Consider the following 22235-nt stretch of genomic DNA (forward strand, 5'->3'; position numbering starts at 1 on the left):
TAAAATAATTTTTCCGAATATTACGCAAAGCATAATATTTTCTTCTTCCTAAGAAATTTCTTCTCTATTTACCAATTCTATAGAAAAAGCGGGTAAACAAATCGCTATATATTCACATTCTGTATCAAAAGGATTGCTGTACCTTACTCTTGCTCCTTTTTGTATAAGAATACTTTGTCCAGCCTCTAAAACTTCTATTTCTCCGTCTATTTCAAATTGTTTTTTACCTTTTATAATAAGAGTAAATTCATCAAAATCTGGTGATTGATGAGGTTCGCTCCAGCCGGAAGGTGCAACCATGTGAGCAATTGAAATATTAGAATTTCCTGTAGAATTTCCCCAATGTTCTTCTATTAATTTACCATCATTAGTAGGAACAACAAAAGGATTATCTTGAATTTTATATTTTTTTGACATTTTAAAACTAAGTTTTGAATATCAAAAATAAGAAATTATCTGTTGAAAATTTTACATTAAACACAAAACTTTACTAAACAATTTCAGAAGTAAGACCTCTAGAAATAAGTTTTTCGTGCATAGGCTTTAGAAGTTCTAGGCTTCCAGTTTTTACAGTACATTTGCCTTTATAATGCACCAAAATAGTACATTGTTCTGCTTGCTCTAATGTATGATGACAAATTTCTATTAAACTATCTATCACAAAATCAAAAGTATTAACATCATCATTATGAAGTACTAATTTATAAACTTCGTCTTCATTTTCTAGCAAAGCAACTTCTTCTTCGTACTGTCTTTGTGGTTTATCGTAATATTTTGCCATTTTTAGTATCCAAAAAACATTAAAGTTTTTCAATTTCTTCAATTATATCATCTGTTAAGTCTGGTTCTTCGTAAGTTAACTCTACCAACTCAACACTTTTATTATTCATTTTCAAAATTTTAAATTGATAATCATCTAATTTAAATTCTTGATTTTCTTCTGGTATATCTTCTAATTGATGAAGAATAAAGCCTGCCAAAGTATTATATTCTACATCTTCTGGCAATTGTTTTGGCAAATATTCGTTTATTTCTTCTAAAGGCTGAGTTGCCTGAACCCAAAATACATTTTCGCCAACTTTATCTACAATTTTTTCTTCTTCGTCTTCCTCATCTTGAATTTCTCCTACCAATTCTTCCAAAATATCTTCTAGAGTAATAATTCCTTCAGTACCACCAAATTCGTCAATTACAATAGCCAAATGCTGTTTCTTTAATTGAAAAACTTTCAATAAATCTGAAACTTTTTTACTTCCTACCACAAAGAAAGCTTCTCTAATGTAATCTCGTAGATTAAAATTCTCTAAATTATCTTTGTGTTTGATGTACTCTCTAATAATTTCTTTGGTGTAGAAAATCCCAATAATATTGTCTATAGAATCTTCATAAACCGGAATTCTAGAATATCCACTGTCTATAATTAAATCTAAAATTTCTTCTTTAGAATCTTCTATATCAATTGAAAAAATATTTTGACGCGGCACCATTACTTGCTTTGCATTATGGTCTGTAAAATCAAAAGCATTTTTTATAATTTCATAATTTTCTTCTTCTATTTCACCACTATCTGCAGATTGTTTTACCAAAAGTTGTAATTCTTCGGTAGAGTGAATCTCTTGTTCGGTTACAGGGTGCAAACCAATTAATCTTAAAAAAGCATTGGAGATAAAATTCATCAACCAAATAATGGGTTTAAAAAGAAAATAGAAAAACCTTAGAGGTGTTGATATAAATAAAGTAGTAGCTTCAGATTTTCTAATGGCAATAGATTTCGGCACCAATTCTCCAAAAACAATATGCATAACAGTAATTATAGAAAAACTAAATACTACAGATATCGTAGTAAGAACAGAAGCTGTAACCTCTAAATTAAAATATGAAAAAAGATTATGAAAGACATGCTCTAAAGCACTTTCTCCCACCCAACCTAATGCTAGAGAAGCAAGTGTAATTCCTAATTGAGTAGCAGAGAGATAAGCATCTAAATTTTTGATGATAAGTTCGGCTTGCTTAGCCATTTTGTTGCCTTCGGCAGCTTTAATTTGAATTTGAGAATAGCGAACTTTAACGATGGAAAATTCTGCGGCTACGAAAAAACCGTTTAATAATACTAGTAATAATGCAATAAGAAGTTTGAGAAAACTATCGGGGTCCATTTAAATTTTTTAAACAATTAATGCAAATATATAAAAATAATTAAAAATAATTGGCTTAAGAAAAAAGGATACATTAGAAAGATGTATCCTTAAGGGTCTAAAAATCGAAATATGAAGAAAATTACTACTTTTAATTTTAATAAATCTACTACAGAAAAAAGGTCTTATATATCAGAGAATTCTCTGTAGTAGAATTTGGCATCACTTGTGTTTTTTGTGTTTTATGATAAAAGCAAACTTAAAACAAAAACTTATTTAGTAACAAGTACACTTTTGTGTAACTTCCTTATAAGATAATTGGTGTTTCAAATTCACAGTTCAAAAGTAGATAAAGTAAACCTTATTTTCAATACGTAGAAATACGTAATTTAACATAAAAGCACCAACGAAAGTTGGTGCTTTTATAAAATATGCTAATTGATTTTTAACTATTTTTAAGTGCTTCAGCTCCTGATACAATTTCAAGAATCTCATTGGTAATAGCAGCTTGTCTTGCTTTATTATAGAAAATTACCAAATCATTTTTAAGAGCTTGTGCATTGTCTGTAGCTTTGTGCATAGCCGTCATTCTGGCACCATGTTCCGAAGCAATAGAATCTAATACCGCTTTGTAAACTTGTGTTTTGATAGACTTAGGAATCAAACTTTCAATAATTTCTTTTCTGCTTGGTTCAAAAATATAATCACTTACAACATTACCTGTGTTTTCCGGCAAAACGATTGGTAATAATTGTTCTGTTTTTATTTCTTGAGTAGCAGCATTGATAAATTTGTTATAAATTAGATGAACTTCGTCAAACTGACCTTCTTTAAAAGCTTTCATCACTTTAGAAGAAACTTTAGCTACTGCTTCAAAACTCATTTGATCAAAGATTGTACTTTTATTATCGTAAACAGTTTTGTTTTTCTTTACAGCATCAAAAACTTTTTTCCCAATGGTAAGAACTTCTACTTCAACGTTAGTTTTAGAAATTTGTTGGTTCAATTCTTTAATTACAGACGAGTTGAAAACTCCTGCTAATCCTCTATTAGAAGAAACAGCAATGAAAAGAATTTTCTTTACTTCTCTTTTCTGTGCAAAAACCGAAACGTTATCAGAATCTGAGCTAGAGCTTACATTCTGGATAATTTCTTGAAGTTTTTCGGAATAAGGTCTAAGCATCACGATTGCATCTTGTGCTTTTTTTAGTTTCGCTGCCGAAACCATTTTCATAGCACTTGTAATCTGCATCGTAGATGATATAGACGTGATTCTACCTCTAATTTCTTTTAAATTTGCCATATTAAGTTTAGTTGTTGGTTGTTGGTTGTTGGTTGTCGGTTGTTGGTTGTTAGTTTTAGAATTTTCTGTCAACTATCAACCAAAAACCATCAACTAATTTTAGTTATATTTAGCAGCTAAATCTGTAGCTACTTGTTTTAGAACACCAGTTAATGCATCATCAATTTTACCAGCTTTAAGAGCTGCCATCACTTCAGGATGTTTATTTCTAAGGAAATCTACATACTCTACTTGGAATTCTTTTACTTTATTGATAGGAACATTTCTTAATAAGTTTTCAGTTCCAGAGTAAATCATTGCCACTTGAGCTTCTACAGGAAGCGGAGAGTTTACTGGTTGTTTTAAAATTTCTACGTTTCTTTCACCTTTAGCAATTACTGCCATTGTAGCAGCATCTAAATCTGAACCGAATTTTGCAAAAGCCTCTAATTCTTTATATTGTGCCTGGTCTAATTTAAGAGTACCAGATACTTTTTTCATAGATTTAATCTGTGCATTACCTCCTACTCTAGATACAGAAATACCAACGTTAATTGCTGGTCTAACACCAGAGTTGAATAAATCTGACTCTAAGAAAATCTGTCCGTCTGTAATAGAGATTACGTTGGTTGGGATATATGCAGATACGTCACCAGCTTGAGTTTCGATAATTGGTAAAGCAGTAAGAGAACCGCCACCTTTTACCATTGGCTTCAAAGAATCTGGTAAATCGTTCATTTGAGCAGCAATCGTATCATCTTTAATTACTTTAGCAGCTCTTTCTAATAATCTTGAGTGAAGGTAGAAAACGTCACCTGGATAAGCTTCACGGCCTGGTGGTCTTCTTAATAATAATGAAAGTTCACGGTAAGCAACAGCTTGTTTAGATAAATCATCATAAATGATTAAAGCAGGTCTACCAGTGTCTCTGAAATATTCGCCAATTGCAGCACCAGCCATTGGAGCATATACTTGCATTGGAGAAGGATCTGAAGCGTTAGCTGCTACTACTACAGTATAAGCCATTGCACCTCTATCTTCAAGAGTTTTTACGATTTGAGCAACGGTAGAACCTTTTTGACCTACAGCAACGTAAATACAAAATACAGGTTGACCAGCATCGTAGAATTCTTTTTGGTTAAGAATAGTATCAATAGCAACGGTGGTTTTACCAGTTTGTCTGTCACCAATGATAAGCTCTCTTTGTCCTCTTCCGATTGGAATCATAGAGTCAATTGCTACAATACCAGTTTGAAGTGGTTCATTAACCGGTTGACGGAAAATTACACCTGGAGCTTTTCTTTCAAGAGGCATTTCGTAAAGGTCGCCAGAGATTGGCCCTTTACCATCGATTGGATTACCAAGAGTATCTACTACTCTACCTAGCATTCCTTCGCCTACTCTAATAGAAGAGATTCTTTCTGTTCTTCTTACGGTATCTCCTTCTTTTACTAATTTAGATTCACCAAGTAAAGCAACACCTACGTTGTCTTCAGCAAGGTTTAATACAATACCTTCAATTCCGCTTTCAAATTTAACTAGCTCTCCGTACTGTACATTTTCTAAACCGTAAACAAGCGCAATACCGTCTCCGATTTGTAATACTGTACCAACTTCTTCCACATTAGTTTGGGTATCAAAATTGGCCAATTGTTGTTTTAAAATTGCTGAAACTTCAGCCGGATTTATTTCTGCCATTTTATGGTTGTTTTATCTTAATTTAATTGAAATTCTTTTTTCACCTGATTGAGCTTAGTTCTTACAGAAGCATCTACTTGTTGGTCTCCTACTCTTAGGATATAACCACCAATAATTTCAGGGTTCACTACTACTTTAAGGTCATAATTTTTAGTATGATCTACCAATGTAGTTGTTTTGATAATTTCATCTGTATTTTTAGAAGAAAGTTGTGTAGCTACAGTAAGAGTAACTCTTTGCACCCCTTGCAAATCTTCTACTTTATTAATGAATTCCTGAGCGATGTCTTGTAAATGACTTTCTCTTCCTTGTTTAATCACTAATGTAATTAAATTCTGAGCAACAGGAGAAAACTGTACAAAAATCTGACTTGCAGCTGAGATTTTCTTTTTTGCATCAATAATAGGTGAAGCAAAGAAATTTTTCAATTCTTTAGAATCTTTCATAATCTTTACCACATCTTTCATCTCTGCAAATACAGAAACAGTATTACCTGACTCCTGTGTGAAATCAAGTAAACCTTGTGCGTATCTTTTTGCTACTTTTGATGTAAGCATTTTTAGTTTTGATTTGGTTGATTAAGAATATTTTCTACTAATTGATTTTGAGCATCCGCATTATCAAGTTTTTGCTTAAGAATAGATTCTGCAACTTGTACTGAAAGTGTACCAATTTGGCTTTTAATTTCAGCTACAGCAGCAGATTTTTCAGCAATAATTGATTCTCTAGCTTGAGCTATCATTTTATCACCTTCAGATTTAGCAGCTTCTTTAGCATCAGAAACTATTTTTTCTTTTATTTCTCTAGCTTCTTTCAAGATAGCATCTCTTTCTGCTTTAGCTTCTCTAATAATTCTTTCGTTATCAGATTTTAGCTGTGCCATTTCTTCTTTTGCTAACTGAGCTTGGTTAAGAGCATCCATAATGTTAGATTCTCTCTCGTTAATAGAGTTAAGAATTGGTTTCCAAGCAAATTTTCCTAATAAAAGCAAAAGCCCGATGAAAATAATAGATTGGATGATAAACAATCCTGATGAAAATTGATTAATTAATTCCATATGTAGATTAATAATTTTTAAAAATTTTTGTTTAAAAAATCACTGACTGTAAGCAACCCTTACAGTCAATGAAGTTTTTTTTGCAATTAGTTTACAGCAAATAACGCAGCAAACGCTACCCCTTCTACAAGAGCCGCAGCGATAAGCATCGCAGTTTGTAATTTACCTGATTGCTCTGGTTGTCTAGCAATAGCTTCTAGAGCAGCAGCACCAATTTTACCGATACCAATACCAGCTCCAATTACTACTAAACCTGCACCAATAATTTTAGGAATTTCCATAATATAAAAATTTAAAAAATTGTTTTAATAATTAATGAGCGTGTTCGTGTTCATGTTCTTGAACTGCCATACCAATAAACAATGCAGAAAGCATAGTAAAGATATAAGCTTGTAAAAACGCTACCAATACTTCTAATATATAAATTACCAATGTAAGAAGTGGGAAAGAAACTCCTGCTACTACATTTTTAAAATAATAAATCAATCCTATCAAACTCATTACCACAATGTGACCAGCAGACATATTCGCAAAGAGACGAATCATCAATGCAAATGGTTTTGTAAGAGTCCCTAATAATTCTATCGGCAATAAAATCAATTGCATTGGAAAAGGAACACCTGGCATCCAGAAAATGTGTTTCCAATAATCCTTATTTGCAGAGATATTTGTAATAAGATAAGTGAAAATTGCTAAAAAGAAAGTAATGGTAATATTACCTGTTACATTCACTCCAAAAGGCATCAAACCTAATACATTTAAGAATAAAATAAAGAAAAATACGGTTAATAAATACCCCATAAATCTTCTGTACTTGTGCCCAATATTAGGAATTGCAATATCGTCTCTAATAAAAATAATTAACGGCTCAAATAATCTAGCAGCTCCAGAAGGAACCAAAGATTTTTTGTAAGATTTCGCCATTCCTCCAAAAATCACCAACATTAATACCGAAACCAAAATAATCATCAATACAGATTTCGTAATAGATAAATCCAAAACTTTTTCTACAGTTGGATGATGATGTTCGTCTAATTTCAAATCGCCAGAAGCGTCTGTTTTATAAATTTTTTCGTGGAAAAGTCTGTAATAATTTCCATTGCTTTCAACTAAATTTTCTGCACTTTTAGCCTCCATATTTACATGAGAAAAATTATTTTTATTACTCATAAAAACATGAAAACCTCCGTCATAAATAATCACAGGAAGCGGAAAACCAATATGATGCCCATCTTTATCTACCATAATAGAAAAATCGTGCGCATCTAACAAGTGATGCTGAATAAACTCTTTGTTTTCTTCGGCAATTTTTTCTTTTTCAGAAAGCGGCTTCACTTCTGCGTGTTCGGTAGCATTATGATGCTCAGGAGTTGTAGTTTCCTGATTTGCAAACGCAAAAGATAAAGTAAAAATTGTACTAATTATAAGTGCTGTTTTCTTAAGCATCAGAGTCTTTTTTTTAGTTGTGCAAAAATATGATATTTTTTTCGAGTATAAAAGAAAATATCTAATGTTTTTTTTCTTGATTTAATAATTGTATCGTATAGTACGTAAGTAGCCCTGTAAGAACAAAATACGGGATTATAAAATGGTATTTATAATGCGGAACTTCTTCAAAATTTAGCTTCATTCTGATAAGATACATCAATACAAATTTTAACAAAATTATCCCTATAAAAGAAAGCCCCAAAAACTCTGGAACCGTTCTATTGATAATATTGATAAGCGTTACCAACATCATAAACATTACTCCAAGAAATAAGTAAAATTTAATGATTAAATTGGGTTGTAGATTTTCTACTTGTGTCCAAATAACTAAATGAAGAATAAAAGTAAGCATAAAACCTACCCATAAAACATTATTTTTTATTTGATTCTTCTTCTCTTCTGTTGATTTCATCTAATCTTTTTAATGTGACATACATTGCCAAACACAAACCAGCAAAACCAATCGCTACGGTTAATAATTTGGTTTTTAATTGATAATACTCGCTAAGTTTATTACCTCCCCAAAAGGAAATAGCAATAATAAAAAGCATCTGAAATACTACTGTAGAATAGACTCCATACTTTCTTAACGGATTTTCGTTGTTTGGCTTTTCGTCCATAAGCACGATTTCTGCAAAAATAGATAAAACTAACAAAACCAAAAATAAAATATGACAAATATCACTTTTTGGTGTTTTTCATCAATATAATTTCTAATTACTTTTTAGAACTAAACAATCTTAACGAAAAAACAGAAGAATAAAAGCAACTTTAATTTTTCTATAATATTTCAAAAATTAATATCTTTGCACCATTAGGAAATGGTGTTCTTCCTATCCCAAACCGCTCTGTAGGAGCTGATGACGCCTGATTATTTATTAAATTTTAAAATTTTAATCAGGGAAAATTATGTCTAATCCAACTAAAAATAAATCTGTCATCAAAAAAGCAAACTTATATTTTCAATTATTTTTTAGGAAATACCCAGCCATTCCTTACATCTTGAAATGGCTTCTTATCAGTATTATTATTGGAATTTTAGTAGGTTCGGCATCTGCAGGTTTTTTAATTTCGCTCAATTGGGCTACCGATTTCAGAGAAAACCACATTTGGCTTATTGCACTTTTACCCATTGGAGGATTTTTAATAGGACTACTCTATCATTACTACGGAAAAGATGTAGAAGCTGGGAATAATCTTTTGATAGACAACATAAATCATCCTAAAAAAATTATACCGTTCAAAATGGCTCCTTTTGTATATCTTGGAACCATTGTTACACATTTTTTTGGCGGTTCTGCAGGTCGTGAAGGTACTGCTTTACAAATGGCAGGAGCTATTTCAGACCAACTTTCGAAACCTTTCAAATTATCTTCAAATGAGAGAAAAATACTTTTAATAGCGGCAATTGCTGCAGGTTTTGGTTCTGTATTTGGGACACCTTTAGCAGGAGCTTTATTCGGGTTGGAAGTTTTTTTAATTGGAAAAATTCGTTACAATGCCATTTTCCCAGCTTTTGCATCCGCTATTTTAGCAGATTGGATTACCAAACTTTGGCAAGCAAAACACACTCACTATCATATCGAATTTGTTCCAAAACTAGAGTTTTTGCCTATAATTTACAGTATTCTCGCAGGAATAGCTTTCGGATTATGCGCTGCAACATTCAGTAAATTGATAAGTTTTATTTCCAAAAAATTTAAAAACAACATCCAATATCCACCATTAAGACCTGTATTTGGCGGAATTATTATTGCAATAGCTGTTTTTGCAATAGGAAGCACTAAATATATAGGTTTGGGAATTCCCACAATCGTAGAATCCTTTCAAATGCAAGAACCTTTGTATGTTTTTGCGCTTAAAATGGCATTTACCATTATTACACTTTCCGCAGGTTACAAAGGCGGCGAAGTGACACCTCTTTTTTACATTGGCGCAACTCTTGGCAGCGCACTTTCTCTATTTTTACCACTTCCTACCGCTTTATTAGCAGGAATGGGCTTTGTAGCGGTTTTTGCTGGAGCTACCAATACTCCACTTGCGTGTATGATGATGGGAATTGAACTTTTCGGGATTGAAAGTGGTGTTTATATCGCTATTGCGTGTGTGGTTTCTTTCCTTTTGTCTGGACACAACAGCATCTACGGAAAACAAATTATTGGCGAAGCAAAAAACAGCAGATACCAAACACATGAAGGCAAATCTATTATCGATAAAAACCTATAATTTTCACAAAAAAAGAAGCACAGAAATAGTTCTATGCTTCTTTAAAATTTCTTTGTAAGGAAGATTATTTTTTAGCTTCTTCCACAGATACTTTTCTGAATTCTTTGAAAAGTTTGCTCAATTCTAAAGCAGATTTTCTAGCTCTAGTACCAGCAGCTTTGTTACCTTTTTCAGCTTGTTGCTGAGCTTCTTTAGCGAAAGCTTCGAACTCAGAGTTGATTTTTTCGATCAATTCTTTCATAGGATTATAAATATTATAATGTTAGTGGGCTGCAAATATATAATAATAAAGCATTCCCCGGTAAAAATTTTATCAAATATATCCTAAAAAAGGCAATAAAACTCACTTTTTTCTAAAAAAATCAATTTTTAAAAAACTCTTAACTCCTAAATTACACTTTTAAACAATATTTTAGCAACTTTTCAGTTTTAAATACATCATCGAAATTATGAAAATCTACCGCTTTTTTTCTATTATTTTTACAGTTTTTTCTATACTGCAATCTACTGTATCTGCTCAAGAAATAAAAACAGACAGCACTTCAATTATTTCTAAAGATTCTTTAACGTCCCAACAATCTAAAGAATACAATCTCAATTATAAAAAATTAATTATTCCTGGAGTTTTAATTGGATACGGTGTTGCCAGTCTTACAATTGACGGATTAAAGCAATTAAATCTTTCTACTCGATACGAAATAAGCGAACATAAGCCTAATCATACTAAATTAGACAATTACACACAATATGCACCTGCAGTATTAGTTTATGGTTTAAATCTAGCAGGAATTGAAGGAAAACACAATCTAAAAGACCGTACAATAATCTATGTTACTTCTCAAATGATTTCCGCAGCTATGGTTTTGCCTTTAAAAAGTTTAACCAAAGAAGAAAGACCAGATGGTTCTAATCACCAGTCTTTTCCTTCAGGACATACAGCTGCAGCTTTTTCATCTGCTCAATTTATGTTTAGAGAATACAAAGACACCAATTTTTGGCTTAGCATCTCTGGTTATCCAATTGCTGTTTTCACAGGAGTTTATAGAGCTCTCAATAATAAACATTGGGTTGGAGATATTGTTGCGGGAGCAGGTTTTGGTATTCTTTCTACAGAAATGGCTTATTGGCTTTATCCAAAAATCAACAAATGGATTTTTAAAAACAAAGAAGATTCGCAAACTATTATTTCGCCATATTATCAAGACAAAGCATTTGGATTTGCTTTGGTAAAGAGATTTTAAGAATAATGAGTTGTTAACTTTATATTTTTTAGTGCAATAAATTCAAATTTATTTCTTCATAACAGATTATCTGTAATTTAATCTAAAAAAAGAGCCAAGTTCTTTTATATATTTAAAAACTATCTTTATTTTTTCTTCAAAATATGTTAGCTTTACATCATTAATTAGAATCAATGAAAAAGTACGTTAGCTTATTGCTGTTCATTATCCTTCCTTTTTGTGTTTACAGTCAAGAATCATTAAGTTCTGACGAATTATTCGCCAATGCTCGCAATGCAGCTTTTGAGAAAAAAGATTACACCACAGCCATTAAATTAGCCAAACAAGCATTAGAAAAATCTCCTAATTATACAGATATTTCGGTTTTCCTAGGAAGATTATACACTTGGACGGATAATGTAGATGCCGCCAGACAAGTTTTTGAGGAATTAGAGCAAAAAAACACTCAAGACGAAGATTTTTTTGTTGCATACGCTTCTTTAGAATACTGGAATAACAATTATGGAAAAGCGATTAATATTATTGATAAAGGATTAAATTATCATCCAAAATCTGAAGCATTACTTCTCCTAAAGGCAAAAGTATATAACAGCAATAATAATTTTGTAGAAGCAGAAAAAACAACTTCAGCCATTTTAGAAATTAATCCAAAAAACACCGAAGCTAGAGCATTATCAATTAGAATTAAAGAATTAACATCTAAAAATGCAGTCGGAATTACTTATAATTATTCTCATTTTGACAAACAATTTGCAGACGATTGGCACATTGTAGGATTAAGCTACAAAAGAGTAACTCCCATTGGCTCTGTAATCCTTAGAGGAAATTACGCTAATAAATTTGGAGAAGATGGCACTCAATTAGAATTGGAAGCTTACCCGAGAATTTCTAAAACATTTTACCTTTATGTAGGAGCTGGCTATTCTGGCGATGTAGGCATTTTCCCGAAATACAGAACTGGCGTTTCATTATTTGCCAACTTACCCAAGAGTTTTGAAGGAGAGATTGGATACCGTCAATTACATTTTACCAATAATATTTGGATGTACACCGCTTCTGTTGGGAAATATTACAAAAATTTTTGGTTTAACCTTCGTACTTACATTACACCAGACAGCAAAAACATCTCTCATTCTTACACCGCTACCACTCGTTATTACACAAAAGGAGCTAATGATTATTTAGCATTTCTTATTGGCACTGGTATAAGCCCAGAAGAAAACATAAACAATCTACTTGGAAACGAAACGTATAAGCTAAAAACTTTTAAAGTAGGCGGAGAATATTATTTTTCCGTAAAGAAAACCAATCTTTTTTCCGTTTCGGCAACGTATTATAACCAAGAATATAGTCCTAATCAAAAAGGGAATCAAATAGATATTACATTAGGATACACCAAAACTTTTTAAGGTTTCGGCGTATTTTTTTTCATAAAATTATTGTAAACAGAATCTGGCATTAATTTTTTAGAATTGTAAAACTTATTATTCATCCTTTTGAATTCTAGAAACCGTTTTTTAATTTCAGGTCCAGAAGATGCATCTTGCACGGGTTCTTCTTCTAAATTAGATGCAACAGCATATAGTTGATGATTTGCGATATGATATTTGCCCAAAACATAATCTATAAGCTGATTTTTGCTTTGCATCAAAGGAATTCCTTGTGTATTTTTAGAAAAATCATCTCTTAAACCATCTCCTACCCAAGTTACAGTAGATGGCGTTTTCAGTTGATAATTTTCTCTATAAAAAGCCAAAATAGAAGGTGCTAAATCAAAATGACTTACAATACTTCTGAAACGTTTAGACTCTTTTAATAATGGCGAATAAATCATCAATGGAACGTGATATCGGTCTATTTTTTCTTGCAAAGTAATCTCGGGCATACTGTGGTCTCCGGTAATAATAAAAATAGTATTTTCAAAATCTGGACGTTTGCTATACTTCTCGAAAAACTTTTTCATGGCATCGTCCAAATTCAAAACAGAGACGAGTTGTTTTTTGTTTTCTAACGCCATTTTCTTTTGAGATGAAGAAAAACCTGCAGACATCAATCTTTTCTCAAAAACTTTCTCATAATACGCTCCATTATTAATTAAAAACGGTTGATGCGTAGATAATGTAAAAATCATATCAAAGTACGGCTGCCTTTGAAGTTTTTGAACTTCCAACATTTTATTAAAAACCGCTTGATCTTCGTAACCCCAACTTTCGCCATCATGAGAAGGCAGTTTTTTATATGGTTTTGAGAAAGAATATTGGTCTATAATATTGTTCACTTCACTGTATTGCAAATATTCTTTCATTCTATCAAACGACGAGTTGCCACCGTAGAAAAATCCCGTTTCAAAGCCATTTTTCTTTAAAATATTGAAAAGGTTAAAATGATGTGGCGTTTCATTTATTTCTAAGAAACCATTTTTACCAAAAGGCAAAGAACCTGTAAGCGTAGGAATGGCAGCAAATGTTCTTCCAGATGAGCTAAGATTGAATTCCCAATACAAACTTTTATTTGCCAAAGAATCTATAAAAGGCGTGTAATTACCAATATAACCTTTTGGAGAGCTAAATGCAGCACCTAAACCTTCCACAGCTATTAAAACTAAATTTGGTGTAGCACTAGACTTATTGAAATATTTACCCAAAAAATCTGGAGTGTTTTCTTTCTTCCAAAACGGATAATTTTTGCTTAAGTAACCTTTCTTTAAATTTCCATTCTCTGAATTACTAAAAATTCCGAAAATTTCTGGATGTTCTTCAATCAGATTGTCTGTATTAGAATTAAAAAAATAAGACCATTTGCTATTGCCTGCATTTTGTTGAAATTCAGTGGCATTTTTATCTCCCGAAAACAAACTATCTGGAATAAAAAATGTAAAAATACCTAAAACCATAGGAACTAAACCCGAATAAACTCTTTTGAACTTAGATTTTGAAGCCATCCAAAATGGAATAAAAGAAACAGCCAATAAAATGAACATTAATGCAATATTTTTTATGCTCAAAATATCACTCATCAATAAAATCCTTTTTATTTCTTCAGGTTTATAATAAAGAATATCTGCGCCCAAAAGATTATGAGATTCGGAGAAGTAAATGAACAAAATACATTGTAATATTATGATTATCGTTCCTAAAACAACCGTTAAAATCTTAGCCCAACTTTCTTTTACAGAATTAATAATTAAATAAATAACACCAAAAACAAAAATAAATTGTAGTGCAAATTTTAGATTATTTACCGCCAAATCTAGCGCCAACAAACCTTTATCTACATTCTCAAAACTGTATTGATACCAAGTCCATTCTGATAAAACGCCAAACGAAAAAAGAACCAAAAACACATTAGAAAAAACGCCAAACTGCTTTAAACCAGATTTTAAAATTTCTAAAATCCTTTGTTTCCATGGGAGATGTTCTACTGTTTGATTAAATCCTTGCCTCGTCATCTCTCCCCAAGAATGAGATTTTTTAAAATAATCTACAAATCCTTTTACACCAGCTTTCACTACAATGGGATGAAAAAAGAGAGGTTCTAAAACAGCAGTTAAAATAAGTGTCAAAAAGTCTTTTCGTTTAGAATACACTTGTTTACTAACCAAATCTACCAAAATTGCATAAATAGAATAAAGAATTCCTGAGGAAATTACCAACGCAAAAAGAAGCAAAAAGAAAGGCCAATTGATGATTCCTAACAATAAAAATATTATAAAAATAGCAAACCCTGAAAACTCAATAAGTGGTCCCAAAAACTCGAAGAAAAACCAATAAGGAAGGCTTACCATCCCTAATTTACCATACTTTGGATTAAACATCATATCTCTATGTTTCCAAAGGGTTTCCATAGTTCCGCGCATCCATCTGTTGCGTTGTTTTCTTAGAATTTCTTTTGTTTCTGGCACTTCAGTCCAGCATAAAGGGTCTGGAATATTCTGAACTTCGTAAGGAATTTTTTTGTCTTCCATATACTTTCGCATACGAACTACCAGCTCCATATCTTCGCCTACGGTATTTCTATCATAACCGCCACATTCTAAAACTATTTTTCTATCAAAAGCGCCAAAAGCTCCAGAAATTAAAATAAGTCCGGAAGCTCTAGACCAAGCCATTCTCCCTAATACAAATGCTCTGATATATTCTAAAGCCTGACTTCTGCCAAGCCACGTTTTAGGAATATTTACATCTAAAACCTTTCCGTTTTCAATTTTGCAATTATTTGCCAATCTTATTACACCTCCACAAGCAATCACTTTTTTGTTGGTTTGTTCTAAAAACGGTTTCGCCAATCTCAAAATAGCATCCTGCTCTAGAATACAATCTACATCTATACAAACAATATAATCACCAGAAGAAATATTAACTCCCACATTTAAAGCATCTGCTTTGCCTCCATTTTCTTTATCTACAACTATTAATTTCTTAAAAGCCGGATTTTTACTTTTATAAATACCACGTATTTCTTTGGTTTCGATGGTAGGTTCTACATAATACGAAATAGCGTCTAACTCATAAGCTGCAATAAGTTTTTGCATAGAATCGTCTTTGCTACCATCGTTTACGATAATAATTTCCAAATTGTGATAATAAAGAGAAAGCAGAGACCTTACGTTATCTACAATCGTCATTCCTTCGTTATAAGCAGGCGCAATAAGGCTAAACGTAGGAGCATTAGGATTGGCTGCAATAATGCTGTAATCTGTAAAAGTGTTGTAATATTTATAGCGAAAAACAGCTCCCAATGCATACAAACCTATCCAAGTATATATCAAAAATACCGCCGCAGAATACAGCAGGAAAAACCAGATAATAGTTTCGTACATCATGTGAGAGAATTCTGTCATCGTTTTTCTTGTATGGCGTGTTTAATAATTTTCTTTAATTGCTCTGGCGAAGATTCGTTTTCAATAATTTCTAATAAATACTCTTGAAATCCTAAATTAATTAATGCTTTTGCAGCTGTAATTCTAATTGCAGAAGAAGTATGATGAAGCAATTGTTCTTTAAAAAAATCAAGACAACGCAAGTCATTAGAGAATTTCATTACTTTTAAAATCTCTAATTGCACTTCTGGCAATTGTTCTTCATAATTTTCGGTAAGGTCAGCAATTGTAGAGGCATTTTCTAACGCTTGCATACTGCGAACCGTCTGAATTCTTATTTCTGTAGAATTGTGCAACAAAAGTTTCTTCACTTCTTGATAAGAAGATAACATTTGAAATTTCCTCACAAGTTTTAATGTAAAAATTACCACCGAAGAATTACGACTATGCAACCAATTATTCACTATTTCTGTACAATCTTCCGGCGTTTGATTGATAGAGCGCAACAATCGCAATTTTTGCCAATCTGAAATAATATAGGGAAAAGTATTTAGAAAATTTAAACCTTCAAAACCTTTAAAAACCACCATTGCGTATTGTGCTTCGTGGTAAACCTGAGGCGATGGATGATGCAAAAAATTACTAATCTGAGGAAGCGCAGCAGAATAATCCATAGAAGTAAGTTCTTGAATTCCGCCTGCGATGAGGTGAGATTTTTTCTTTTTCAGTTTTTGTAAAGCTTCTTGTTTCAGATTGTAATCTGCAAAAAGTTGTTTTATTTCTTGGTGAGCTCCTCCCGAAAATTTCTTTTCGGTTGAGACCAATTTTTCTAAAAAAAGATTTCTAAAATTTGAGTTTTTTAGCCATTTTTTGAAATTAGGATTTGTACTTTTATTATTTCGTCCGTGTACAATTGTTTCAGAGATTTTTTCATCAATTACTTTAGACCAAATTTTTTCCATAGAAAGAGATTTGTACTGATAAAAACCATAAAGCAATACAGAAATAATCATCAATAATACCATTAGCAAAACCGCTAATAATATTAGAAACAATTCGTGAATGGAGACGTACGAAAAATCCATTTCTTACTTTTTTAATGAGCAAGTCTTTTGATACGAAGTATTAATTCATTAGGACTAAAAGGTTTTACCATAAAATCTGAAGCTCCCAAATCAAAAGCATCTAACACTACTTCTTCTTGTCCCAAACTAGAAAGCATAATTACTGGAATTTTTTTCCCTAGCACTTTTATAGCAGACAAAATTTCTGTACCAGAAGCAAAAGGCATCATAATATCTGTAATTATAAGATCTACTTCTGTATTATTAATAGTATCTATAGCGTCTTTCCCATTGCGAGTAACAATTACTTCATATCCTTCCTTCTGTAATTTATACTCGATGGTTTTTAAGATAAGTTCATCATCTTCTGCAATCAAAATCCGCATAATTTTATTTTTTTAAAAGTTGACTGATTATTTTTTCTCCAATTGCTATTTCGTTAAGCAATTCTGGTATCATCTTTTGGTAATCTGTATTTTTATCGACAGATTTCTCCCATTGCAAACTCAATTCTGATAATTGAAAAAGCCCAGATGTAGCAGAAGTACCTCTTAATTTATGTAAAAAAACTTTTGCTGTTTCCAAATCTCTAGACTCTAATAATTTTTTGCATTTTTCTTCAGATTGTTTTAATTCTTGGAGAACCAAATTCAAAAAGAATGTTTTGAAACCTTCATCTTCTCCAATCTGAGCTTTCAGCATATCCATATTGAGATAGTCTTCTGTAATTAAATTTTCTTCGTTTTTTTCTTCTGAAGAAACTTCAATATATTTTTTTAGCATTTCGAAGAGCTCGTCTTGTCTAAGAGGTTTTGGTAAAAAATCTGACATCCCAGCATTTAGACACTTCTCTTTTTCGCCCAAAATATTTCCTGCTGTTACTCCAATAATAGGAACTTGAGCATAATTAGGCAACAAACGAATGTTTTTAGTAGCTTCTATACCATCCATTATCGGCATTTGTACATCCATCAAAATAAGGTCGAACTGTTTTTCTTTACACGCATCCAATGCCACTTTACCATCTACCGCTTCTACCAACTCTGCATTTGGCGTAAGTAAGCTCATCATTCTCTCATTAAGTGCCATATTTACAGGATTATCATCTGCTAACAAAACATTTAGAGACTGAGTAAAAATTACCATTTCTTCTTTTCGTTCTACAGGTTGTATTCCTTTTTTGGTGTATTGTACCGCTCTTTGCAAGGTATCATACAATTCGTCTGATTTTATTGGTTTTAACAAGCAATAAGACCTTTCGTCTTGTCGGAAAGAAGAAATAACTTCATGTTCTTCCGAAGATGTGTGTAAGACGATGAGTGGCGTCATTTCGCCTTGTTTATTAAAGAGTTCTTTAATTTTTTCAATTGTTTCTAATCCTGATAATACTGGCATGTGATAATCCATCAAGATTATATCAAATTTTTCGCCTTGCATTAGCAATTGTATGGCTTCTAAACCATTGGCAGCCATTTCAGATTCGATGTTTTTGTACGAAAGCATGTGATTAAGAATCATTCTGTTGTTTTCGTTATCGTCCACAATTAGAACTCTACCGATATCTAAGTCTTCTAATTCATCTAAATTATCGAGTTCGTAAGGGATTTCTATGTCAAAATAAAATACTGAGCCAGCTCCCATTTCACTGGTTAAAGACAATTGACTGCCCATGTATTTTAGAATATTATTAGAAATGGTAAGTCCTAGACCTGTTCCTCCGTATTTTTTACTTACAGAACTATCTTCTTGCGTGAATGCATCAAAAATTCTCTGTTGTTTATCCTCCGGAATTCCTATACCGGTATCTCTTACGGAAAAGCGTAATTTTATCTTATGGTCTTTGCTTTGTAGTTTTTGAATTTTAAGTTCTATTTCTCCTTGTTCTGTAAATTTCACTGCATTTCCGAGAAGGTTTATTAAAACTTGTTTTATTCTAGATTCGTCTATCCAAATTGTTTTTGGCAGACCTTGTTCTATATTCAGAAGAAGTTCTATATCTTTTCTTTGTGCCTGATAGAGTACCACATTTACAACTTGGCTTGCTAAATCATAAATATTGTACTTATCTACATACAATTCTAATTTACCAGATTCTATCTTAGAAAAATCTAAAATATCATTAATAATATTCAGAAGACTGTTGCCAGATTCGTTAATATAATTGAGGTACTGAGTTTGCACTTCATTTAAAGGACTTTTCAGTAAAAGGTCTGAAAAACCAATAACTCCATTAAGCGGTGTACGAATCTCGTGGCTCATATTTGCCAAGAATTCAGATTTAGCTTTGCTTGCCAAGTCTGCCATTTTTTTAGCTTTTTTAAGCTCTTTATTTACTTTTACAGAATTGGTAATATTTTGAGTAAAAATAATAATACCACCTCTTTTTTCTTTAGAAATACTCCAAGGAATTACTTCCCAATTGTAATGCTGAGGCTCATCAAAACCATTTACTAAAAACTCTTGGTCTTCGTTTTTATATGGTATTCCTTCTAGTGCTTCTGTATAAATTTTTCTTCTTTCTTCCGGCACTTCCGGATAAATGGAGTAAAGATTTTTTCCTATTAAATCTTTTTCGGGGATATTAAATTCTTCTTTCCATCTATTGCTTACATAAGCGTGATTAAGGTCATGATCAAACATTGCTACAGCTGCTGGCACGTTTTCTACAAACGATTTTAGCATTGCCTTTTTCTTATCTAATTCTATAAAGTTTTTCTTTACCTCATCAATATCTTGAATAATCCCGAACATTCTTACACAAGTATCGCCTTCAAACTCTGGGATTCCTTTTACTCTTACCCAAATAACAGAACCGTCTCTTCTTTTCAATTGAAATTCTTCATCATAAGACAATCCTTTCTCTATAGCTCTGGTAAACAGAACTCTTATTCTGTTTTCGAATCTTTCTTCATAAAAACCAACTGCCGTCTCGAAGGTAGGCACAAAATCTGGCGCTACGCCATGTATTTTTTTTGTAGAATCTGACCAAAATATAGTCATATTCTTAAGATTAACTTCCCAACCTCCTACTCTTGCTACTTCATTGGTTTGCTCTAGCATTTGCTTGGTACTAATAAGGTCTCTCTCTAGCTTTATTCTTTCTGACATATTGAGAGCCGTACTCACTACATAAGGTTTGCCATTTTCGTCTGTTTCTACAATATTGTGATACATCCAATAGATTTGCTCGCCATCTTTAGCTTGCAATACCATCATGCCAGACGTTTCTTTGCCCATTTGCACCTTTTCCATGTATTCTTTTAGGTTTGCCAAATGGTCTTGCGGAATTAAATCTTTCAAATTGAGAGATTTCACTTCGTCGTTCGAGTATTTTAAAGCTTCTCTTCCTTTCTCGTTTACCGCCAATATATTACCATCCATATCGTGCATACTCATTAGCCCAATAGCGTTTTCAAAGAAATTTCTGAAACGTCTTTCGGAGGTTTCTAACTTTAATTGCTTTTCTCTTTCTTTGGTAATATTTCTTCCAAAGCAGAAAATTTCCGTTTGATGAGCATTTTGCTTAAAATACCAATCTATTACGATACTTTCTGTATCAGAAGTTTGAGTAATGGTAGAAAAATCTATACCTTCTTGCAAAGTTTTTGTTTGTTCTAGGCTTTTTTTCAAACAAGTATTGTTAGCTCCTAAAAAATCTATTGCTTTTTTGCCAATTGCCTTTTCTCTGGTGGTATAAAACACCCTTTGGAACTCAGGATTTACCTCTTTAAATCTCAACTGATTATCTAAAACACAAATAATATTATTAGAAATTGAAAATGTTTCAGAGAAATACTCAGCCTGAATATTTTTCTTTTTAGAAATGATAACTTTACTTATCGCTTTGCCTAATTTCTGAAGAGAATCTATCTGTTTATCAGATAAAATTTTAGGCTCATAATCTATCACACAAATTGTTCCCAATACAAAACCGACATCATCTATTAATGGAACCCCAGCATAGAAGCGCACTCCCGCTGCTTTCATTAATTCATTACCCGAAGACCTTTCGTCCAAATGCGTATCATTAATTACGAGAATATCATCACTCATAATGGTATATTGACAAATGGTATCTCTACGGGCAACAAAATCCAAAGGCAAGCCTACGCAACTTTGTATGGTTTGCGTTTCTAGCTCCATTATTGCAATAAGAGATGCTGGGCAGTCTGCAATAAGACATGCCGCTTGCGAAAAAACATCTAAATCTGGGTCTTTACCAAGGTTCAATAAATCATAAATCCTCAGCCTTTCTAGCCTCTCCATTTCATTATCAGGAACCGGAAAATTATTCATAAACTAATAATTATTATTTGAACAAAAATATTTTAATATGATTGAAGATTAAAAAAACATATTTATAAAAAAACATCCCTACAAACTATAGCTCTGTAAAGTACATACACCAATAATACATTGTTAAAAAATTAACAATTTTGAGATTCTTGCCATAGACAAGAAATTAAGAATAAAATAAAAATGTTAGCAAATCAACAAAAACAAATATACGTAACGTTATTTGTATAACAAAGCGATAAGCGTTAAAAAATAGAATCAATTTTTTTGCTCAGAGAAATTTCAATGATTTTACACTTTTGATGAAGAAATAAAGGCTTCAGCTATGCTACCACAATAGGAAAATAAAAGCAAACCCTCTACCACATAAGCGATAGAGGGTTTGATTTTTCAATAGTTTGAGTTTGTATTTAAAATTTAATAATCAAGAAAAAGGTGAAATTTGCAACAAATTACGAAATTCTAAAATTTCTTTACAGCTACTACACCTGCAATGATAAGTAAAATCCCTACAATTCTACCCAAACTAATCGGCTGATGTGGAGTGCCTATAATTTGAAAATGCTCCATTACCATAGAAGTAATTAATTGTCCTGCTACTACTAAACCAAAGGTAAGTCCTGGTCCTATCTTAGGAAAAGCAAAAATTATTACCGTAACATAAAAAGCGCCCAAAACTCCTCCTAACCAAGAATAAGACGGAGCATCTTTAAGTCCTTTCCAAGAGACATTTTGAGAAGTTAACAAGATATAAGTAACCAATGCTAAAACCCCTATAGTAAAGGAAATCATAGAGGCATAAACAGGATTTTCGCCAGCTTTTGCTAATCTACTATTCATACTGCCTTGCATTGGTAAAAAAGCTCCTGCTATTACCGCCATTACAATCCAAAATATCTTATCCATGCTTGTTTTTATAAAATTGCAGC

General features: G+C 32.2%; 20 protein-coding genes and 1 riboswitch. Of the genes, 3 read left to right on the forward strand and 17 right to left on the reverse strand.

All coding sequences use genetic code 11. The features are described from left to right. Positions 1–48: 48 nt before the first annotated feature. The 11 genes from QM746_RS13950 to QM746_RS14000 all read right to left on the reverse strand — a co-directional run bounded on the left by QM746_RS13950 (position 49) and on the right by QM746_RS14000 (position 8280). Positions 49–417, reverse strand: a complete 369-nt coding sequence (locus QM746_RS13950) for a cupin domain-containing protein (protein WP_414984783.1) — start codon at positions 415–417, stop codon at positions 49–51. 73 nt (positions 418–490) lie between these two features. Further along, positions 491–781 (reverse strand): ATP-dependent Clp protease adaptor ClpS, encoded by a 291-nt coding sequence (locus QM746_RS13955; RefSeq protein ID WP_374364671.1) that lies wholly within the window; start codon positions 779–781, stop codon positions 491–493. 19 nt (positions 782–800) lie between these two features. After that, positions 801–2156 (reverse strand): hemolysin family protein, encoded by a 1356-nt coding sequence (locus QM746_RS13960; protein ID WP_414984784.1) that lies wholly within the window; start codon positions 2154–2156, stop codon positions 801–803. 424 nt (positions 2157–2580) lie between these two features. Next, complete coding sequence (gene atpG / locus QM746_RS13965; protein ID WP_374364675.1) at positions 2581–3438, reverse strand: ATP synthase F1 subunit gamma; 858 nt, start codon at positions 3436–3438, stop codon at positions 2581–2583. A 99-nt stretch (positions 3439–3537) separates the two neighbouring features. After that, positions 3538–5115, reverse strand: a complete 1578-nt coding sequence (gene atpA / locus QM746_RS13970; protein ID WP_374364677.1) for a F0F1 ATP synthase subunit alpha — start codon at positions 5113–5115, stop codon at positions 3538–3540. A gap of 17 nt (positions 5116–5132) precedes the next feature. Beyond that, positions 5133–5672 carry an ATP synthase F1 subunit delta gene (gene atpH, locus QM746_RS13975; protein WP_374364679.1) on the reverse strand — a complete coding sequence of 180 codons (540 nt, stop codon included), beginning with the start codon at positions 5670–5672 and terminating at the stop codon, positions 5133–5135. Positions 5673–5674: 2 nt separating this feature from the next. After that, positions 5675–6172, reverse strand: a complete 498-nt coding sequence (locus tag QM746_RS13980; RefSeq protein WP_374364681.1) for a F0F1 ATP synthase subunit B — start codon at positions 6170–6172, stop codon at positions 5675–5677. Positions 6173–6258: 86 nt separating this feature from the next. Further along, the gene (atpE, locus tag QM746_RS13985; RefSeq protein ID WP_188617991.1) at positions 6259–6453 is read right to left on the reverse strand and encodes an ATP synthase F0 subunit C; all 195 of its coding nucleotides are present in this window, start codon (positions 6451–6453) and stop codon (positions 6259–6261) included. A 31-nt stretch (positions 6454–6484) separates the two neighbouring features. Next, a complete protein-coding gene (gene atpB, locus QM746_RS13990) occupies positions 6485–7618 on the reverse strand; it encodes a F0F1 ATP synthase subunit A (RefSeq protein WP_414984785.1) in 1134 nt (377 codons plus the stop codon). A 61-nt stretch (positions 7619–7679) separates the two neighbouring features. After that, a complete protein-coding gene (locus QM746_RS13995; protein ID WP_414984786.1) occupies positions 7680–8072 on the reverse strand; it encodes a hypothetical protein in 393 nt (130 codons plus the stop codon). Then, entirely contained in the window at positions 8032–8280 is a 249-nt protein-coding gene (locus QM746_RS14000) for an AtpZ/AtpI family protein (RefSeq protein ID WP_414984787.1), read from the reverse strand. The genes QM746_RS13995 and QM746_RS14000 overlap by 41 nt, the downstream gene beginning before the upstream one ends. A gap of 188 nt (positions 8281–8468) precedes the next feature. After that, positions 8469–8537: riboswitch (Fluoride riboswitch) on the forward strand. 32 nt (positions 8538–8569) lie between these two features. On the opposite strand from QM746_RS14000, the gene QM746_RS14005 reads away from it, so the two are divergent. Further along, positions 8570–9886 carry a voltage-gated chloride channel family protein gene (locus QM746_RS14005; RefSeq protein WP_414984788.1) on the forward strand — a complete coding sequence of 439 codons (1317 nt, stop codon included), beginning with the start codon at positions 8570–8572 and terminating at the stop codon, positions 9884–9886. A gap of 64 nt (positions 9887–9950) precedes the next feature. On the opposite strand, the gene QM746_RS14010 is transcribed toward QM746_RS14005, so the two are convergent. Further along, entirely contained in the window at positions 9951–10127 is a 177-nt protein-coding gene (locus QM746_RS14010) for a histone H1 (RefSeq protein ID WP_374364691.1), read from the reverse strand. Between the two features lie 208 nt (positions 10128–10335). On the opposite strand from QM746_RS14010, the gene QM746_RS14015 reads away from it, so the two are divergent. Both QM746_RS14015 and QM746_RS14020 read left to right on the forward strand, forming a co-directional pair. Continuing rightward, positions 10336–11127: a phosphatase PAP2 family protein gene (locus tag QM746_RS14015; RefSeq protein ID WP_414984789.1), complete on the forward strand. Its 792-nt coding sequence runs from the start codon at positions 10336–10338 to the stop codon at positions 11125–11127. Between the two features lie 173 nt (positions 11128–11300). Next, entirely contained in the window at positions 11301–12536 is a 1236-nt protein-coding gene (locus tag QM746_RS14020; RefSeq protein ID WP_414984790.1) for a YaiO family outer membrane beta-barrel protein, read from the forward strand. Here the strand turns inward: QM746_RS14020 and QM746_RS14025 are convergent. The 5 genes from QM746_RS14025 to QM746_RS14045 form a co-directional block, all read right to left on the reverse strand. Further along, a complete protein-coding gene (locus tag QM746_RS14025) occupies positions 12533–15967 on the reverse strand; it encodes a sulfatase-like hydrolase/transferase (RefSeq protein WP_414984791.1) in 3435 nt (1144 codons plus the stop codon). The genes QM746_RS14020 and QM746_RS14025 overlap by 4 nt on opposite strands. Next, entirely contained in the window at positions 15964–17031 is a 1068-nt protein-coding gene (locus QM746_RS14030; protein ID WP_414984792.1) for a HEAT repeat domain-containing protein, read from the reverse strand. Before QM746_RS14030 ends, QM746_RS14025 begins: the two co-directional genes overlap by 4 nt. A gap of 11 nt (positions 17032–17042) precedes the next feature. Further along, a complete protein-coding gene (locus QM746_RS14035) occupies positions 17043–17396 on the reverse strand; it encodes a response regulator transcription factor (RefSeq protein ID WP_414984793.1) in 354 nt (117 codons plus the stop codon). A gap of 4 nt (positions 17397–17400) precedes the next feature. Next, entirely contained in the window at positions 17401–21306 is a 3906-nt protein-coding gene (locus tag QM746_RS14040) for a response regulator (RefSeq protein ID WP_414984794.1), read from the reverse strand. Positions 21307–21768: 462 nt separating this feature from the next. Then, positions 21769–22212: a DMT family transporter gene (locus QM746_RS14045; RefSeq protein WP_414984795.1), complete on the reverse strand. Its 444-nt coding sequence runs from the start codon at positions 22210–22212 to the stop codon at positions 21769–21771. Between the last annotated feature and the right edge of the window lie 23 nt (positions 22213–22235).

The organism is Cloacibacterium sp., from assembly GCF_047601505.1.
Taxonomy (GTDB): Bacteria; Bacteroidota; Bacteroidia; order Flavobacteriales; family Weeksellaceae; genus Cloacibacterium.

Excerpts from the sequence above, each read along its gene's own strand:
- QM746_RS14040 (WP_414984794.1), bottom strand. The coding sequence starts at position 21,306 with ATGAATAATTTTCCGGTTCCTGATAATGAAATGGAGAGGCTAGAAAGG.
- atpG (WP_374364675.1), bottom strand. The coding sequence starts at position 3,438 with ATGGCAAATTTAAAAGAAATTAGAGGTAGAATCACGTCTATATCATCT.
- atpA (WP_374364677.1), bottom strand. The coding sequence starts at position 5,115 with ATGGCAGAAATAAATCCGGCTGAAGTTTCAGCAATTTTAAAACAACAA.
- QM746_RS14010 (WP_374364691.1), bottom strand. The coding sequence starts at position 10,127 with ATGAAAGAATTGATCGAAAAAATCAACTCTGAGTTCGAAGCTTTCGCT.
- QM746_RS14030 (WP_414984792.1), bottom strand. The coding sequence starts at position 17,031 with ATGGATTTTTCGTACGTCTCCATTCACGAATTGTTTCTAATATTATTA.
- QM746_RS14045 (WP_414984795.1), bottom strand. The coding sequence starts at position 22,212 with ATGGATAAGATATTTTGGATTGTAATGGCGGTAATAGCAGGAGCTTTT.
- QM746_RS14025 (WP_414984791.1), bottom strand. The coding sequence starts at position 15,967 with ATGACAGAATTCTCTCACATGATGTACGAAACTATTATCTGGTTTTTC.
- QM746_RS14015 (WP_414984789.1), top strand. The coding sequence starts at position 10,336 with ATGAAAATCTACCGCTTTTTTTCTATTATTTTTACAGTTTTTTCTATA.
- QM746_RS13955 (WP_374364671.1), bottom strand. The coding sequence starts at position 781 with ATGGCAAAATATTACGATAAACCACAAAGACAGTACGAAGAAGAAGTT.
- QM746_RS14005 (WP_414984788.1), top strand. The coding sequence starts at position 8,570 with ATGTCTAATCCAACTAAAAATAAATCTGTCATCAAAAAAGCAAACTTA.
- QM746_RS13995 (WP_414984786.1), bottom strand. The coding sequence starts at position 8,072 with ATGAAATCAACAGAAGAGAAGAAGAATCAAATAAAAAATAATGTTTTA.
- QM746_RS14035 (WP_414984793.1), bottom strand. The coding sequence starts at position 17,396 with ATGCGGATTTTGATTGCAGAAGATGATGAACTTATCTTAAAAACCATC.
- QM746_RS13980 (WP_374364681.1), bottom strand. The coding sequence starts at position 6,172 with ATGGAATTAATTAATCAATTTTCATCAGGATTGTTTATCATCCAATCT.
- QM746_RS14000 (WP_414984787.1), bottom strand. The coding sequence starts at position 8,280 with ATGGACGAAAAGCCAAACAACGAAAATCCGTTAAGAAAGTATGGAGTC.
- atpH (WP_374364679.1), bottom strand. The coding sequence starts at position 5,672 with ATGCTTACATCAAAAGTAGCAAAAAGATACGCACAAGGTTTACTTGAT.
- QM746_RS13950 (WP_414984783.1), bottom strand. The coding sequence starts at position 417 with ATGTCAAAAAAATATAAAATTCAAGATAATCCTTTTGTTGTTCCTACT.
- atpE (WP_188617991.1), bottom strand. The coding sequence starts at position 6,453 with ATGGAAATTCCTAAAATTATTGGTGCAGGTTTAGTAGTAATTGGAGCT.
- atpB (WP_414984785.1), bottom strand. The coding sequence starts at position 7,618 with ATGCTTAAGAAAACAGCACTTATAATTAGTACAATTTTTACTTTATCT.
- QM746_RS14020 (WP_414984790.1), top strand. The coding sequence starts at position 11,301 with ATGAAAAAGTACGTTAGCTTATTGCTGTTCATTATCCTTCCTTTTTGT.
- QM746_RS13960 (WP_414984784.1), bottom strand. The coding sequence starts at position 2,156 with ATGGACCCCGATAGTTTTCTCAAACTTCTTATTGCATTATTACTAGTA.